The organism is Anoxybacillus sp. P3H1B (assembly GCF_001560855.1).
In the GTDB taxonomy this organism is placed as follows: Bacteria; Bacillota; Bacilli; order Bacillales; family Anoxybacillaceae; genus Anoxybacteroides; species Anoxybacteroides rupiense.
This window is the reverse complement of sequence record NZ_LPUG01000009.1, coordinates 442,506-459,903: the sequence shown is the minus strand read 5'-3', so window position 1 is coordinate 459,903 and position 17,398 is coordinate 442,506. Positions and strand designations below refer to the sequence as shown.

Below are 17,398 nucleotides of genomic sequence, written 5' to 3'. Positions count from 1 at the left end.
ATTTTCATGATCAATTTATCAAACTTTAGGACTTGCATCAATGTTATATAATGGGGGTGAATTGCCTAAATTAAGGGAGGTATTGATGTGCACGACCATATTATGATAAAGGGTGCGAGAGAAAATAATTTAAAAAACATTTCTGTAAACATCCCCAAAAACAAGCTGGTAGTTTTGACAGGGCCGTCGGGTTCAGGAAAGTCCTCACTGGCGATGGAAACACTGAATCAGGAATGCCAAAGACAATATATGGAATCTTTAGGCATGACCGTTGATTTTATTAAAAAACCGAAAGTGGACTTCATGATTGGATTATCACCGTCCATTAGTATCAGCCAACAAATAACGAATCGAAACCCTCGCTCAACAGTAGGGACAGTGACCGGTATGTACACTTATTTGCGGTTGATCTATGAAAAACTTGGAGAACGCAAGTGTCCCACCTGCGAAACGCCCATATTACCAATGGTAGAAAATGAAGCTAATGTGGGGGAAACGTTACAATCCGTCTCTTGTCCTAATTGCTACAGACAGTTAGAAAAATTCACCATTTCCCATTTCTCTTTTAATACTCCTCAAGGTGCTTGTCCGACTTGTGATGGATTAGGGAAAGTAAATGACATTCAGGTCGATTTAGTGTTCGATGAAGAGGCCAGTTTAAAAGAACAGTGTGTGCGCATATGGAATAGCACTTACGGTGAATATCAGAAGCAAGTATTTAAAGCAGCTTGTGACTATTACGGAATTCCAATAGATGAATATCGGCCGTTAAAGCATTTTAGCGATGAACAAAGGGCCCTATTGTTTTATGGTGTCGAAAGCAAGGAATTTACAACTTATTTTCCTGATAAAAAGCCTCCTAAGACGGTGGCGGCGGGAAAATTTGAGGGAGTGCTTACCGGGATGAGAAGGAGATACAACGAAAAAGGCGGCAACTCAGGGGAAGCCCACCTTTTTTATTCACGACAATGTCCCGATTGTGAGGGAAAACGGTTGAAAAAAGAGAGCAGGGAAGTGGTCGTAGCGGGTGTCCCAATTACGGATCTTACCAATATTTCGCTTGAGGAGCTGTTATCGTGGGCCCAATCATTACAGAAAGCGTTATCTAGTGATAAACTGGAAATTGTTGAATCATTTCTGCAAAGTCTCATTGTCAAAATAGAGCGGGTGATCCATGTCGGCTTAGGGTACCTATCCCTTGACAGGCAAACCATCACTCTTTCCGGAGGGGAAGCGCAGCGCTTAAGACTGGCGACCGTCATTGGCTCGGCACTGACCGGTGTACTTTACATTTTAGATGAACCGACTGCGGGACTTCACCCAAGAGATACAAAAGGTCTCGTTCAAGTGATGAAACAGCTGAGAGACTTTGGGAACACGCTTCTGGTCATTGAGCATGATGTGGATGTCATGAAGGAAGCGGATTACATTATTGATATGGGGCCGAGTGCTGGACATCTTGGAGGAGCGGTAGTTGGAGAGGGAACTTTGCTTGAATTAATGGAGCAGGAATCATCGGTTACCGGCGCCTTTTTACGAAATCGATCAGAACGTAAATGTCAGCGAAGAAAAGGGACTGGCGAGTATTTGACCGTTTATCATGCGCACAAACATAATTTAAAAAATATTACCGTCTCTTTTCCATTAGGCTGCCTTGTTAGTGTGACCGGGGTTTCCGGGTCAGGCAAGTCGACGCTCGTTTTTGATGTTCTGGCGGAAGGGGAAAGCGGTGTTCATCAAGGGTGTGAAAAAATAATCGGTTTTGAAGCAATTGATAAAATGATTACCGTCGGCCAATCGCCGTTAAGCAGAATGAAACGTTCAAATATTGCCACATACACGGACGTATTTACACATATTCGCAACCTTTATGCGAATTTGCCGGAAGCCAAAAACAATCACCTAAGTGCAAAAGACTTCTCCTTTAATAGTCCAGGAGGCCGTTGTGAAAATTGCCAAGGAATGGGAATGGTTTCTTTAGTCATGCATTTTCTTCCGGAACAAGAAGTAGAGTGTCCAGTTTGTCGCGGGAAAAGATTTGAAGAAAAAGTGTTAAAAGCAAAGTATAAAGGATATTCGATTTCTGATATTCTCGACTTATCGATTGAAGAGAGCCTGCCAATATTCGAAGATCATCGAAAAATCTCATCGGTGATTCAATTATTATGTGAAATCGGTCTCGGTTATTTAAAATGGGGGCAATCGCTCACAACGTTGTCCGGGGGAGAAGGGCAGCGTTTGAAATTGGCAAAAGAATTAAAGAACCAAACTACTAATAGGACGCTTTTTTTATTGGACGAGCCGACCGTCGGGTTACATCCAGCCGATGTACACAAGCTGCTTGTTTTGCTCCATAAGCTCGTTGATGCGGGAAACACGGTCATCGTTGTGGAACACAATAGCGAAATCATTCGCTCCTCCGATTGGGTGATTGATCTAGGACCAGAAGGAGGGAATGATGGAGGAATGGTGATGGCTGAAGGGACACCTGAGGAAATTGCGAGTAATCCAAACTCTTATACAGGCAGATTTTTGATATAGCAGAGGTGCTTGTCACTTGTCGAAGAAATAAAGATCCTGTTCTGGTTGGTGTTAGGGAATGTTTCTCGCTCAGATAGGTGAGTGAGTTGGTAAGAAATGCGAACAGTGAGTGTTTTTTGACGGGAAATCAATCATAGCCAAAGTAAGCCAGTCATGTATATCGATGAAGAGGTTGGCTTTGCTCTCTTATTTTCAAATGCCTATCGCGAAGTCTTTCACCTCTTAACGGCATGGAGATGGGAGGTTCATATCCCGGTATATGAAGGGGAAGAAGAGCACGAATCTTTGGATTAAGAAGGAAGAAAAACAGGCCTTTCCTTCGTTTATGGTAGGAAAAGGCCTGTTTTTTAAAACGTATATTAATAGAGCGCACGGAAAAATCCATCAAGGAAGTGCTTAGCAATGACCCATTTAGATAATTGCTTCATCGTTTCCTTTTTTGGTGTTTTCACTTCAAGCGGGACGATGATGTCCATTCCGTGCTTCATCTGTTTCGTTGGATGGGACACAATCGTTTCATTTGGGCGAAGACCGCGTTCAATTTCTTGTTTCTTTCCATGTGAAATTCCAAGTGTTACCTTTCGTTTTTCGAGTTTGCCGCGATGAATCACATAGACAAATGACTTCGTTTTTTCATGCCACACCGCTTCGGCAGGAACAGTCATCGCTCCGTTTTTTTCTTTTGTCACGATTGTGATGTTGACGTGATATCCGAAAGGAAGGGATTTGGGCTGTTCGTTCAACTGCACGGTAAACGGATATTCGCTTTTTTCTTGAAAACTTGTTTCGGTGACTGGAAATTTGCCGATATCCATAATCGTGCCGGTAAAGGCTGCTTTTTCGTTTGGAACATGGACCACTGCTTTTTGTCCAACGGCGATTTCTCCGAATCGTTTCTCTTTCACTTTTCCACGGATAACTGCGGAAGGGGAAGCAATGGTGATCAGCGGTTTGGAAGGATGATCGCTGATTTCTTCGACCCAACCGGCTGTTTCACTTTTGACAACGAGTTCCTCTTTTTTCTCTGTTAGTTGGCTCTGTTCTGCCTCGTATTCCTGTATTTTTGATTCGAGCAATGCTTTTTTCTGCTCTGCTTCCCGCGCTTTTTCCTCCCATTGTACTTTCTCCAGACGATCTTCCGTAACCGAAGAGGCCAGCGTTGTATAATAATCAACATCTTCCGAAAGCTGCTCCATTTGTGTGCGAAGTTGTTCTTGTTTGCTTGCGATGCGCTGCAGCTCCCGGTCAATTTCTTCGTTGGCATAACGGATAAGCGGTGTGCCTGCTTGTACTTCTTGTCCGGGTGTGACAAGGATTTCAGCAATGGTGCCGAACTGTGGATGATCGTAAATGAATTTTCGTTCCGCTGGCGCCGTGATGCCGGTCGTGTCAACCGTCTCTTTTATATTGGTTTTGGTTGGTTTGCTCCGTTCGTTCACATAGACTGATTTTGGAATTTTGCTATGCTGATGAAACAAAAGATAAAAGTTTGCCCCTATAATACATAATGCGAGGACGATCAATATATATGGTCTCCAACGTTTCATCCGTTTCCCCTGCCTTTCATTACAATTCACTAAATAGAAAGTTTGTATAAGCTACTAATCATTATGCCGAAAAAGAGATAAACGGCGATCACAATCATCGCAACGCGTTGGACCGGCTTTTCCGTCAAGGAGCGAAGAGCGATGATTTGTATCGATATGGCCCAGATCGAAAAGACGGAAACGGTTCGCAAAAGAGACCATATAAAGGTGTGTTTCGTGATATAAGGTCCCCACACTCCAAGAGAAAAAGGAGAAAAGAGATTTTTTATCCCGAGAAATAGCTGAAATGGAAAGAGAATCATATCTTCAAGTAAGAAAATAGATAAAATTGCTAGTTGAATGGTGAATAGTTTTAGAAAATGAATATCAAAAAACAAATAAAAAATGATAGAAGAAATGAATAAAAAGAACAGCGGGACACATATCCCTCCTAAAACATGGCCCAATGCGAATAAAAGCTGAAGAAACGCAAATTGCTCACCTGTGTATTGGTCAAGATATTTAGTCAGTTCCTCTCCATCCATACCAAAATAACCACGAAGCAATGAAAGAATGACATGAAAAAATAAGAGAAGAAAGGCGACAATCGCCACATGTTTTAACCGTTCCGCTTCCCTAAGCTGGGCAAACGCAATTTTCGGCTGAAAAATTTCTTTAAGCGGATTGCTTTTATATACCATCAGTAAATCCCCCATATGTATCAAAGTAGACATAAGCCTATTGTAATATAAAGGTAAAGAATTTGTCATCTAAGGTATTATTTTCAATGGTTTCCTTATGAACATATTTAAAGTATAGATGGGAGAGGCTCGTGAAAAGCCTCCATTATCATTGTTCAATGAACGGGCTAGGATCATTGGAGGAAATTTTTTTATTTTTATCGCTTACTTTTGAAAAATTTAATAAACCCAAGTATAATACCAATAGCCAAAATGATAGTCCCGATTGTTAATGGAATCCATCTTAGCAGCAACGAAATGAAAGAATACGGCTCCTAAAAAATAAAGACTGGTGCTAGAAATAGCATGATATCAAGCGGGGCTTACCATTTTTGTGCCGTTTAAAGGCCGTAGCATTCAGTAACAACAGAATGAAACGGAATGACCAAAAAGAATAAGGCCCATCTTTGTCCATGAAAAAATGAAACATATATAAAAGTTTATTTGAGTATTATAGGTTGATATCGTTTAAAAGCTCTTGTGCAGCTGGAGTGAATCTTTCTTTTAGCGGTGCCATCCAATGAAGCGTGTCACCATTTTCTCGGCGTGACCGAGACAAGTCCGTGACTTGTCTCCGACCGTCGAAAACAGCAATTTCTGCTTGGGAATGGGGCATCTATGCCATCCTTTCGTAGGATAGAGATCTTTCGCAAACGGTGGATTCAGTGTCGAAATCATCATGGAACAAACCATAGAAAAGATCTAAAAAATGGGTTCCTTAAAATATCATCAAGAATGTTGGACAGAGCAAAAGGAGCTCATTCTTTATTGCGCGCTTATCGACCCCTCTGCTTATGGCGATTTGGGGGCTATGCGTTTTTTGGCGATGAAGGGGGTGCTTTTGCTTTAAGCGTGCCTTGGTGGGCCTATGCGTCTTTAGCATACGGCCGTTTTTATGGGCATTTGTAAGGAAGTGTTCTATAAAAATGAATAAGCAAAATAAAAGGTAAGGAGACTAAATCTATGAGCTTATGGGAACTACTTGTCGGACTTATTTTAGGTGCTGTGGAAGGCCTAACAGAATTTGCCCCTGTTTCTTCAACTGGCCATATGATTATTGTGGATGATATGTGGCTTCGCTCTCAAGATTTTTTAAATGAAAGAGTAGCGAATGCCTTTAAAGTTGTCATTCAGCTTGGTTCGATTCTGGCGGTGGTCGTTGTGTTCCGAAATCGATTTATTGAGCTATTAGGGTTGAAAAAAGGGACAAGCGACCGGCCGAACCGGCTTCGCTTAACCCATGTGATTGTTGGATTATTGCCTGCAGGAATTTTGGGTGTTTTATTTGAAGATTATATTGATGAACATTTATTTTCGACAAAGACGGTTTTGATTGGTCTGGTCATTGGGGCCCTATTAATGATTGCCGCGGATTTATTCGGTGGGCGCAAACAAACGGTTGAGACAGTGGATCAGATTACATATAAACAAGCCTTTTTCATTGGGCTAATTCAATGCTTATCGTTGTGGCCTGGATTTTCTCGTTCTGGCTCGACCATATCAGGCGGTGTGCTGCTTGGAATGAGCTACCGGGCGGCGGCCGATTTTACGTTTATTATGGCGGTTCCGATTATGGCAGGGGCGAGTTTTCTGTCTCTCGTAAGCAAATGGAAGTATTTCACCGTAGATGTGATACCATTTTTTATAGTAGGGTTTATTAGCGCTTTTATTTTCGCGTTAATTTCCATAAAGTTTTTCCTTCAATTAATTAATCGCATTCGGTTGATTCCTTTTGCCGTTTATCGAATCGCATTAGCGTGTTTGATCTATATTCTCTATTTTTAACAGATCGAATTGAGAAGCTTCCTACCTCTAAACAGAGTGTAGGGGGGGGAGAGGTGCTTTTTGTTTTAACACCGTTCTAAACAAGAACGGTGTTTTATTATGGGTGAAAGCTAGCCTGTTGTGGAGATGTCACTATAAACGATAAAATGAAAAATGGTTGTAGACAAAATCAAAATAGACTTTGCCTACAACCTGATTTCGCATTACGATTCAATTAAAAAACCAGCTTTTTGCAGCGCTTGGCAAGCGGCGTCAAGCTTGGCCAGCGAATCGGCTTCGAGCGTATGAAGATGCGTGCCGTCTGTGAGCTGAAGCAAGTAGGAGGAGTTGGTTTGTTTAATTTTTTGAATGAACTGATCCACTTCTTGACGACTGCTGACCATGACAGAAGCCGTTAAATCGCCGTAGACGGGGTGTTCAATTTTTACATCCTTTATGGTCACTCCATGATCGACAATTAAGTATAGCTCTTCTTTTGTTTGTTCCGGTGTATGGTAGCAGGCTATGGTGCGCGTATAAATTTGGTTAGGAGCCGGCGTTTTTAAGTAGAGATAGCCTTGGCTTGTGGCGATAATCGGTTCGTTACGCGCTTTAAGCAGCGAAATGTCTTGGACGATGACTTGACGGCTGACGTTCGCTTTTGCCGCTAGCTCCGCTCCGGTAAGCGGCAGTCCGCTTTCTTTGAGCCATTTTAAAATCAGCTCTCGCCGCTTCTCCCCTAAAATTTTCTTCTCGATTTTCATAGGCTCTACTCCTTTCGTTGTTGACAAATGGTTTCCAACACGGTTAAAAGACGGTTTATTTCGTTTAGTGTCGTCCACTTGCCAAATGAAATGCGGACGAATTGCTTCGCTTCATCTTCTTCCTTTCCAATTGCGATCATCGTCCGTGAAGGAGCTTGCTTTCCGACCTGACAAGCACTCCCTGTCGAAATGGCGATGCCGTAGCGGTTGCACTCAAGCATTGCATATTGCCCCTCCATTCCTTGTACTGAAAGACCGAGGATGTTTGGCAAGTGGGCGTCGGGATGTCCTTCAATGGCAACAGGCAGCCGCTTCTCATGAATTCGTGAAATTGTATACTGACGAAGGTGTTCAAGCCGCGCATGTTCATCGGCTAAATGTTCGCAGGCCTGCTGCGCAGCGGTGACAAATGACGCAATGCCTGGCACATTCACAGTTCCAGGGCGAAACCCAAATTCGTGTGTTGCCTGGAGGAAGCAAGAGGTCCATTTGATGCGCGGATCAATATAGACAGCCCCGACCCCTTTAGGGCCATAAATTTTATGCGAGGAGATAGATAAGCTGTCTATCCCCATTTTTTGTACATCCACTTGTATTTTACCAAAGGTTTGTACACAGTCGCTATGAAAGATGACCCCGTGTTTTCGCAAGCGTTTGGCGATCTCTTGAATCGGCTGAATGGTGCCGATTTCGGAGTTTGCATGCTGAATCGAAGCCAAAATTGTTTGCGGAGTGATGGCATTTTCCAACTCAGCCAGATCAATTTGGCCGAAGCGATCTACAGATAAATACGTGACTTCATAGCCTTCCGTTTCAAGCTGTTGAAATAAATGATATAACGATGCGTGCTCGGTTGCTGTTGTAATTAAATGATTTCCTTTATGGCGATGGGCCTCAATCATCGAACGGACGGCAAGAAGATTGGATTCTGTACCGCCGCTTGTAAAATAAAGACCTCTTTCATCGCCGCCGATCAATTCGGCAAGCTGCTGGCGGCAAATGTGCAGAAGCTGGGCTGCGTGGCTGCCGATATCATGTAAGCTACTTGAATTGCCGAAATATGATGAAGCCGCCTTTGTATAAGCGGTTAATGCTTCTTCGCTCATGGGTGTTGTCGCTGCATAATCAAGATAAATCATATAATCATTCCCTCACATTTGGAAAAATAAAAGTCTTGTCATCAGTTTAATTATGTGTCAATATAGGTGTCAAGACAGTAAATAATAACAGGGGGCTTTTGTATGCCACAAGCGGATGTGATTATTGTAGGCGGAGGCCTAGCATCGCTCGTAACGGCTTATCATTTGTTTGAGCATAAAAATGTGATAATTTTCACAAAAGCGAAAAAAGAAGAGAGTAATTCTTGGTTAGCGCAAGGAGGTATCGCTGCTGCTTTGTCTGGCCAAGATCATTGGCATTTTCACTATCAAGACACGATCATTGCTGGAGCAGATCATAATGATGAACGTGCTGTAGAAATTCTCGTTCAGGAAGGCCCGAAACGGCTTTTAGAGATGGTGGAAACCGGCTTGCAATTCGATACGGATCAAAACGGACATTTTCATTTTGGAAATGAAGGAGCCCATAGCCAGCGGAGAATTTTGCATGCAGGAGGCGATCAGACGGGAAAAGCGATGACCTCGTTTTTAATGGAAAAGCTATACGGCCATGTCACCATAGTGGAAGATGAGCGCGTCATTGATTTGCTTGTCGCTGACGGGCGCTGTATCGGTGTGCGCACGAAAACAGGTGCTTATTATGCGGATGCCGTTGTATTATCAACCGGCGGCTGTGGAAGGCTGTATTCTTTCTCCTCTAATGCTGAAACGGTGACTGGAGATGGTATTGCCTTAGCGTATCGGGCCGGTGCAGCTGTGACGGATATGGAATTTATTCAATTTCACCCCACGATGCTTTATGTGAATGGCAGGGCGGTCGGATTGATTTCTGAAGCTGTGCGGGGAGAAGGGGCGGTACTGGTCACAGAAGATGGGAAAAAATTGATGGAGTCCATCCATCCACAGCAAGATTTAGCGCCAAGAGACGTCGTAGCTCGGGCGATCCATGCCGAAACCGCCAAAGGCGGCCGTGTCTATCTCGACATTTCGATGATTAAAAATTTTGCGGAGCGATTTCCAACAATAGCGAAATTATGCGAGTCTCACGGTGTTGGTTTGCAGGATGGCCGGCTTCCTGTTGTACCAGGCGCTCATTTTTTAATGGGAGGAATCCAAGTTGATTTATCGGGACAAACATCGCTTGCGGGCTTGTATGCAGTCGGAGAAGTGGCTTGTACTGGAGTACATGGCGCTAACCGCTTGGCGAGCAATTCGCTGCTTGAGGGACTGGTGTTTGGCGCTCGTTTAGCTGAAGTGTTGAAGCAACGCGGGAGTGCAGAAAAGGGGCGACGCTTTCCGTTTGTCAAGCCGAATTCGGTTAAAAGCTTTACAGGCTCGTTGCCGGATAAGGGACAAATTCAAGAGATCATGATGCGATATGTAGGGATTGTGAGAGATGAACGAAGCTTAGCGACCGCAAGAAAGTGGCTGGAGCAATTTTCTATTCCGGAGCTTGTCAAGACCGACGTCACTTCATGGACAGAAGAAGAAATCACCGTTGCTTACATGCTCATTACTGGATGGCTGATCACTACCTCAGCGCTTAAGCGTACAGAAAGCCGCGGCGGCCATTACCGTTCGGATTACCCGACAGAGGCCATGCATTGGAAAAAGCGGCGGATTTTACGAACAAAAGAGGAATTTTTCGCGAGAATAGGAGGAACAGCATGAATATCATCAAGCTGCAACAAATGCTGCAACAGTTTTTTTTAGAAGATATTGGCGAACGTGATGTGACTAGCGAGACGATTTTTCCTCATCATCATTTAGCTTCTGGTTCATTTCTTGTTAAGGAAGCCGGTATTTTCTCTGGCGCTGACATTATGAAAACCGCGTACCACCTGCTGGACCCATCGATTAGCGTTACGCTATATAAGCGAGATGGCGAAAAAGTAGATAAAGGAGACGTCATTGCTTCGGTTTCCGGTCCCATTGCTCCGTTATTAACGGGCGAACGTGTCATTTTGAATTTGATTCAGAGAATGAGCGGCATCGCTACCATTACTCATCAGGCGGTGATGACGTTAAATAGCGAATATACGCGCATTTGCGATACGCGCAAAACAACTCCAGGACTTCGAATGCTGGAAAAATATGCGGTCACATGCGGCGGCGGATATAACCATCGCTTTGGTTTATACGATGCGGTGATGATAAAGGATAACCATATTGCCTTTTGCGGCTCTATTACAAAAGCGGTTCATACCGTGCGCCAGCAGCTTGGTCATATGGTTAAAATCGAAGTGGAGACGGAAACGAGGGAACAAGTAATAGAGGCCGTAAAGGCAGGAGCGGACGTCATTATGTTTGATAACCGGACACCAGAAGAAATTAGAGAGTTTGTTCAGCTTGTGCCTTCTGCTATTATTACAGAGGCTTCCGGCGGCATCACCCTTGAAAATCTTGCCGAGTATGGCGATACAGGCGTTGATTATATTTCGTTAGGCTTTTTAACTCATTCTGTGAAAGCGCTCGATATTAGTTTTAATATTGAAGGATAAAAGAGGAGGGAACGAAATATGAACGTATTGGAAATGATGCAAAAACAGGATCATATGCCAGAAGTGTATAAAACGCTTAACGCGGTTGAAATGGAGGAGCGTGTTCGGAAGATTAAGGAGAAAATGGGGGAGAAGCTATTTATCCCTGGACATCATTATCAAAAGGATGAAGTCATTCAGTTTGCGGATGCAACAGGGGATTCTTTACAGCTCGCACAGGTGGCCGCAAAAAATAAGCAAGCAGAATATATTGTTTTTTGCGGTGTTCATTTTATGGCGGAAACGGCGGATATCTTAACAGGAAACCACCAAAAAGTCATTTTGCCGGATATGCGCGCAGGCTGTTCGATGGCCGATATGGCGGATATGGCGCAAGTGGAACGAGCATGGCCGATTTTACAAGAACTGTTTGGCGATACGATTTTGCCGTTAACCTATGTGAACTCGACAGCAGCCATTAAAGCATTTGTAGGGCGAAACGGTGGAGCGACCGTGACTTCTTCGAATGCAGAAAAAATGGTCGCTTGGGCGCTTGGACAAAAAGAGCGGATCTTCTTTTTGCCGGATCAACATTTAGGCAGAAATACGGCATATAAACTTGGCATTGCGCTTAATGAAATGGCGGTTTGGAACCCGTTAACGGACTCGCTTGAGTACGAGGGAGAGATCAAGCGAATTAAAGTCATTCTTTGGAAAGGACATTGTTCCGTTCATGAAAATTTTCAAGTGAAGCATATCGACTACATTCGGAAAACAAAACCGGATATGAATATTATTGTCCATCCAGAGTGCAGCTGGGAAGTCGTACAAAAATCAGATTATGCCGGTTCTACTAAATATATTATTGAGATGATTGAAAAAGCTCCTTCTGGGAGCAAATGGGCGATTGGAACGGAAATGAATCTCGTCAACCGGTTAATTCAACAGCATCCTGATAAAGAAATTATTTCTTTGAACCCTTACATGTGTCCATGTTTAACGATGAATCGCATTGATTTGCCACATTTGCTATGGGCGTTGGAATCATTAGAGCAAGGAAATATCATCAATCCAATCACCGTGCCGGTCTCCATTGCCGAAGATGCCGTACAAGCATTAAAGAGAATGTTGGCGCTCGCTTAGACATAACAAGGTCTATATGCAGACCTTGTTATTTTTTTATCATAAATTCATTTTTTGCTTCATAAGTTATGTTGAAGGATGATGATGACAACGTGCCAATGAAATAGAATGATTATTGTTTGAGTGTAGGAGGGGGAACGGAGTGAAAATCCATATTGTGCAAAAAGGAGATACGCTTTGGAAAATCGCGCAAAAATACGGAGTTGATTTTGAGCAGTTAAAGCACTTAAATGGCCAATTAAGCAATCCGGATTTAATTATGCCGGGAATGAAAATTAAAATTCCGACTGCAGGGGTTCCGGTAAAAAAAGAAGCACCAAACAAAGAGTATCCAAAGAAGGAATATCCAAAAAAAGAGTATCCGAACAAAGAACATCCAAAAAAGGAATATCCGAAAAAAGAAGAGCCGGTTCAAGAGCATCCATTTTCCAACGCTAAACCGTTTGCTTCATTCAATTTTGAAGCTGAAATCGCTCCGAACGTGAACATTAATCCGCCTGCTCAAGAAATACCGATAAATGAAGTGCCGAAGCCCAAACCGACAGCACCAATTGAGAAAAAGCCAAAGGAAACTCCGAAAGCGCCGACGGCCAATATTCCGAAAGAACTACCAAAGCAGCCGTCTTATGAGCCACCTAAATCTAATATTGGCGTGAATCAAGCGGCAGAAAAGCATGATCACAAAACACCATTCCAAGCTAATCCATCGATTTCGCCGCAATCAAATGTGAATTATCCAAATCAAATACCTGGCCTGCCGCCGATTCCGCCAAAGCCGGACAACATTTTACCGAATATTATGAAGCCAGATACGGACATAGAGCCATCAGAGAATCAGGAGCATCCATCATACGATCAACATGATCAACCGCCGGAACTGCCGACCATTCCATATGTTCCGATTGCGCAGCCACAACAGCCGACCTACCAGATGCCAGCTTACTTGCCACCTCAAGAGCAAGGCTGCATTCCGGTTACTCCTGTCATGCCAGGTTATGGATTTTATTATCCGCAGGCTCCGGTAGCGCCGATGGCTGCGCCGTTCTCGCAGCCTGTCGCACCATTCTACGGGGAGAGCGGCTCGCATCCGTTTCCTGGAGTACAGGAAAGCATCGAATCGCATGAGTGGGGACCGCCAGCACCGCCGGCTTCATCAGCGAATATACAGCCAAATGCTTCCCCGAACCTTCAGCCTAATGTATCACCTAATGTATCGCCTAATATGAATATGCCGCCTAATGTTCAACCACCTGAAGAACCAATGATGGTATCTCCGCAGCAGATGTCAGGAGGATGTTACCCGGTTCCGATGATGCCTTGCTATGGTTGGCCTGTACAAACCTATCAACCAATGTACGGATCAACGGCTCCTGGCTATTATTCGCCGTATCCGCAACAGCAGCCGTCAAGCTTTTCACCATATCCAGCCGCGGCACCAGCTTATCCGTATGCACAAGGGCCGGGACAGCCATCTTATTACCAGTCGCCACAACCTGCCGCTTTCCCGCAAAATCCACAACAATTTTTTATGATGCCAGAATATGGGGAAAGCAGCGACTACGAAGAATAGACATATAGGAGACGGTGAGAGCCATCGTCTCTTTCTTTTGCTTCAAGCGGAATATGGGTTGTGCGTGGAGGAAGCGGCGGCTATTAAGCCACATGTACAAATAATTGATACAAATAAAGGAAAATGGATTGTGAAAAAATATCGCACCTTTTTTGAAGCGTCGCGGCAGCAGATGTTTATTCGTTTATTAAAACAGGCAGGCTTTCAAGCCGCTCCCTCTATTACTGGGGTGGTCGTTTCTGAAAATGCCTGTTGGACGCTGCAGGAGTATATTCCGCATTCCAATCCGTTTGTTTTTACAAGCGAGAAAGATCGAAACGAAGGCCTTTGCCTGCTTTATGAGTACCATATTTTTTCGCAGCGTTTGCTGCAGCAGCCGTTTGTTGCCACTATGCTGCCTTATTATCAGCTGTGTGAAAGATGGAAGCAAAGATATTTATCTTTTCTTCATGATTTGCCAGTATGGCAGCAAATCATGAGGCATGAGGAGCTTACTTTTATTTTGCAATGTGCCCAATATAGCTTAGAAAAAATTCCTTTATTCATTCCTTCTTTATTAGCAGAACCGATGACCATTATTCATGGCGATGTCGCTTCACACAATTTTTTGCGGGCTGAAAACGGAAGTGCCTATTTAATTGATTATGACTTAATAGCGGTCGCTCCAAGCGGCATCGATTATTTGCAATATGCCAATCGCATATTGCCATATATGCAATGGTCTTTTGCTTTATTGAAAAAATGTCCTATATTGGAAGCTTTTTTAGAAAAGCCATGGTTTTTAATGGCCTTGATTTTTCCAAGCGATATATTTCGCGAATGCCGATCATTGATGAAGAAGCGAAAGCCTTTCGCGATTCCATACTTTGAACATCGCAAACAGTTTGTGCAAAAAATCGCCAATATGATAAGATAACGTATATCTTATTTTTCGTGAAAGGAAGTTGAATCATGGAGGAGAAAATTGAAAAGTTAGTGGCCTGGCTTCGCGAACAAGTAAGCAAAGCTGGATTGAACGGGGCGATTGTCGGGATTAGCGGCGGAATTGATTCGGCTGTGGTGGCGCATCTTATTAAACGGGCTTTTCCGGACAACTCTTTAGGATTAATTATGCCGTGCAAGAGCAATCCAAAGGATCAAGAGGATGCATTAAAGGTCGTTGAAAGCTCGGGTATTCGCCACTTTGTGATTGATTTAACAGAGACGCATCAAACATTATTTGCAGAAATCGAAAAACAGCTTAAAGAAAAAGGAGAATGGAATGAGGAGGCGGCGCGTCTTGGCGATGCCAATACGCGAGCGCGTTTGCGGATGACAACGCTATATGCGGTCGCCAACAATTATGGTTATATCGTAGTTGGAACTGACAACGCGGCTGAATGGCACACAGGTTATTTTACCAAATATGGAGATGGCGGTGTCGATCTTGTTCCGCTTGTTCATTTTACAAAAGGCGAAGTTCGCGAAATGGCCCGAATTCTTGGTGTGCCTGAGGAAATTATTACAAAAGCGCCAAGTGCGGGTCTTTGGGAAGGCCAAACAGATGAAAATGAAATGGGAACAACTTATGAAATGATTGATAAATATTTAAAAGGGGAAGAAATTCCGGAAAAAGATCGGTCCATCATTGAGAAGCTACATCATCGTTCACATCATAAACGCCAGTTGGCCGCTGCGCCGCCAAAATTTTAATGTGTATGGGCCAACAAGCTTCTCGGTTTCTCTAACAAAATCCTCGTTTTGCTTTCAATAGCATAAGCCATATTCAAATGAGATGAACCAAATACCATGATTTCGCCTGCCTTTATGGATAGGTTGGTTGTTCAAAAGGAATTATACCGATATCAGAACTTGATTTTTACCGCTAACTAACAGCGATAAAATCCCCTCTTATTTGCCAAGCTAAAAATGGGTCAAGGTGCTTGACCCAAGGCAAATAAAGGGGGTTTTTCCGTTGAGAAAAACAATCGCGGCAATAGGCGTTTTTTGTTGTGTGAGCGGGCTTGCCGCATGCGCAAATTACGATGCGGAAGATCGGGCAACACGCTATCGAGATGAAACAAGACCGATCGGTTATTATTCAACGGATCGGACAAATACTCCATATACGTATGGCCGTTACGGAACAAATATTGAGAATGACGGAAATGCCTATATGATGGACAACCAAAATGGTCCAGTTGCGGATTTTTTCGGTACGGATGCGCTTCGTCGAGATCGTTACGATCGGTCGACTCCATCGCTGCCTCTAGAAGCGAATTTCGGCAAAGCAGACCAAAATTATCATGGTCACTTGCAAAATGATAAAACACATCCTTCTTATTACGACCATTATGACGGACGTTTTGCCGAGCAGGTAGCCAAAGAAGCGGCTAAAGTCAAAAATGTCAGCGATGCCCGGGCGCTTGTATATAAGGACCATGTATTAGTAGCCATTCAAACGGGAGGAAAAGATGCAAATCGTACGGAGCAAAATGTAGCGAAAGCGATCGCTCCATATACGAAAGGAAAGCATGTGCGCGTCGTTTCGAATCCAAGCATGTATCAGCGCGCTCGCGTCATTGACAATAACATACGTTACGGCCGCCCGTTTGAAGAAATTAATCGGGATTTAAAGACGATTTTTTATAAAGGGAAAATAATGGAAACTCCAACCAATACACGATAAATGCTGCAGGGAGATGCCGGCAAATGGCATCTCCTTTTTCTTTTCAAACGGTCTAGACCTCCTCACGAAAAAACGGTATCGTCCTCCAATTATGAAGTTAGCTGGTACAGTCGGGCTTTCATTAAGCGAATGTGCGATGGGAGCAAAGTGTGACATTGAATTATTAGAAACATCTGTTATTTTGTTGATTTATACACTCTTCAAGCTGCATCTATATCGCTTGGCAACTGTTTCATGCTTCCGCTATTTTTGGTATAGTAATATCGAAAATTTGATATGATGAGAGGAGAAATGGAAAGTGGCTGGACATTCCAAATGGAAAAATATCCAACGTCGAAAAAATGCACAGGATGCCAAACGCGGCAAACTGTTTATGAAATTGGCGAAGGAAATTTACGTTGCAGCCAAAACAGGTGGTGGCGATCCAAATGTCAACGCCGCGCTGCGTCTCGTCATTGAAAAAGCAAAAGCGGCGAATATGCCGAGCGATAATATTGAAAGGGCCATCAACAAAGCGGCAGGCAATCAGGAGCATGCCAACTATGAAGAAATTCGTTATGAAGGGTATGGTCCAGGTGGCGTGGCAGTCATGGTCGTTTGTCTGACGGATAATAAAAATCGCACAGCGGCAAATGTTCGCGCAGCATTTTCGAAAAACGGCGGAAATCTTGGAGAAACAGGATGCGTGTCCTATTTATTTGCAAGAAAAGGATGGCTTGTCATCGCTCGCGAAGGGTTAGAGATCGACGAGGATGAGCTGCTTCTCCAAGCGATTGAAGCAGGAGCGGAAGAAATGGAAACAATGGACGACTCATTTGAAATTTATACAGCACCTGAGCATTTTGAAGAGGTGAAAAACAAGCTTCAGGCGAATGGATTAACGTTTGTAAACGCTGAAATCACGATGATCCCGCAAACCTACACAACGCTGGAAGGCGATGACCTAACGAAAATGCTCAAGCTGATTGATATGCTTGAAGATGATGACGATGTTCAAGAAGTGTACCATAATTTAGGTGAAACGGCGATACCATAAAACGATCATATTTCCCGTTCTTTGCAAGAGAGAACGTGATTTCTCTGC

Annotated in this window: 15 protein-coding genes; 10 read left to right on the top strand and 5 right to left on the bottom strand. The window is 43.6% G+C overall.

The features are described 5' to 3' along the window. Positions 1-87 precede the first annotated feature (87 nt). Positions 88-2,541, top strand: a complete 2,454-nt coding sequence (uvrA, locus tag AT864_RS02585; protein ID WP_066146147.1) for an excinuclease ABC subunit UvrA — start codon at positions 88-90, stop codon at positions 2,539-2,541. A 359-nt stretch (positions 2,542-2,900) separates the two neighbouring features. On the opposite strand, the gene AT864_RS02580 is transcribed toward uvrA, so the two are convergent. From AT864_RS02580 to AT864_RS17830, 3 genes are all read right to left on the bottom strand, one after another. Beyond that, entirely contained in the window at positions 2,901-4,088 is a 1,188-nt protein-coding gene (locus AT864_RS02580; protein WP_066146144.1) for an efflux RND transporter periplasmic adaptor subunit, read from the bottom strand. 29 nt (positions 4,089-4,117) lie between these two features. Continuing rightward, the gene (locus AT864_RS02575) at positions 4,118-4,768 is read right to left on the bottom strand and encodes a hypothetical protein (RefSeq protein WP_066146141.1); all 651 of its coding nucleotides are present in this window, start codon (positions 4,766-4,768) and stop codon (positions 4,118-4,120) included. A 490-nt stretch (positions 4,769-5,258) separates the two neighbouring features. After that, complete coding sequence (locus AT864_RS17830; RefSeq protein WP_156450479.1) at positions 5,259-5,423, bottom strand: hypothetical protein; 165 nt, start codon at positions 5,421-5,423, stop codon at positions 5,259-5,261. Between the two features lie 347 nt (positions 5,424-5,770). On the opposite strand from AT864_RS17830, the gene AT864_RS02570 reads away from it, so the two are divergent. Next, positions 5,771-6,592, top strand: coding sequence for an undecaprenyl-diphosphate phosphatase (locus AT864_RS02570; RefSeq protein WP_066146138.1), 822 nt, complete (start codon positions 5,771-5,773; stop codon positions 6,590-6,592). A gap of 203 nt (positions 6,593-6,795) precedes the next feature. Here AT864_RS02570 and AT864_RS02565 read toward each other — a convergent pair whose 3' ends face one another. Together AT864_RS02565 and AT864_RS02560 are read right to left on the bottom strand one after the other, a co-directional pair. Next, positions 6,796-7,335, bottom strand: a complete 540-nt coding sequence (locus tag AT864_RS02565) for a transcription repressor NadR (protein ID WP_066146136.1) — start codon at positions 7,333-7,335, stop codon at positions 6,796-6,798. Between the two features lie 5 nt (positions 7,336-7,340). Beyond that, positions 7,341-8,474, bottom strand: a complete 1,134-nt coding sequence (locus tag AT864_RS02560) for an IscS subfamily cysteine desulfurase (RefSeq protein ID WP_066146133.1) — start codon at positions 8,472-8,474, stop codon at positions 7,341-7,343. 102 nt (positions 8,475-8,576) lie between these two features. Here AT864_RS02560 and nadB point away from each other — a divergent pair, with 102 nt between their 5' ends. The 8 genes from nadB (at position 8,577) to AT864_RS02520 (ending at position 17,350) form a co-directional block, all read left to right on the top strand. Continuing rightward, a complete protein-coding gene (gene nadB, locus AT864_RS02555) occupies positions 8,577-10,124 on the top strand; it encodes an L-aspartate oxidase (protein WP_066146130.1) in 1,548 nt (515 codons plus the stop codon). Beyond that, positions 10,121-10,954, top strand: a complete 834-nt coding sequence (gene nadC / locus AT864_RS02550; protein ID WP_044744669.1) for a carboxylating nicotinate-nucleotide diphosphorylase — start codon at positions 10,121-10,123, stop codon at positions 10,952-10,954. Before nadB ends, nadC begins: the two co-directional genes overlap by 4 nt. 18 nt (positions 10,955-10,972) lie before the next feature. Beyond that, the gene (nadA, locus tag AT864_RS02545) at positions 10,973-12,076 is read left to right on the top strand and encodes a quinolinate synthase NadA (protein WP_066146127.1); all 1,104 of its coding nucleotides are present in this window, start codon (positions 10,973-10,975) and stop codon (positions 12,074-12,076) included. 142 nt (positions 12,077-12,218) lie between these two features. Then, the gene (gene safA, locus AT864_RS02540) at positions 12,219-13,646 is read left to right on the top strand and encodes a SafA/ExsA family spore coat assembly protein (protein ID WP_066146123.1); all 1,428 of its coding nucleotides are present in this window, start codon (positions 12,219-12,221) and stop codon (positions 13,644-13,646) included. Next, the gene (locus tag AT864_RS02535; RefSeq protein ID WP_082741624.1) at positions 13,618-14,562 is read left to right on the top strand and encodes a phosphotransferase; all 945 of its coding nucleotides are present in this window, start codon (positions 13,618-13,620) and stop codon (positions 14,560-14,562) included. Before safA ends, AT864_RS02535 begins: the two co-directional genes overlap by 29 nt. Positions 14,563-14,597: 35 nt before the next feature. After that, positions 14,598-15,338, top strand: a complete 741-nt coding sequence (gene nadE / locus AT864_RS02530) for an NAD(+) synthase (protein WP_066146119.1) — start codon at positions 14,598-14,600, stop codon at positions 15,336-15,338. A 262-nt stretch (positions 15,339-15,600) separates the two neighbouring features. Further along, positions 15,601-16,314, top strand: a complete 714-nt coding sequence (locus AT864_RS02525) for a YhcN/YlaJ family sporulation lipoprotein (protein WP_066146116.1) — start codon at positions 15,601-15,603, stop codon at positions 16,312-16,314. Between the two features lie 298 nt (positions 16,315-16,612). Further along, positions 16,613-17,350, top strand: coding sequence for a YebC/PmpR family DNA-binding transcriptional regulator (locus AT864_RS02520; RefSeq protein ID WP_066146113.1), 738 nt, complete (start codon positions 16,613-16,615; stop codon positions 17,348-17,350). The last annotated feature ends 48 nt before the right edge of the window (positions 17,351-17,398 follow it).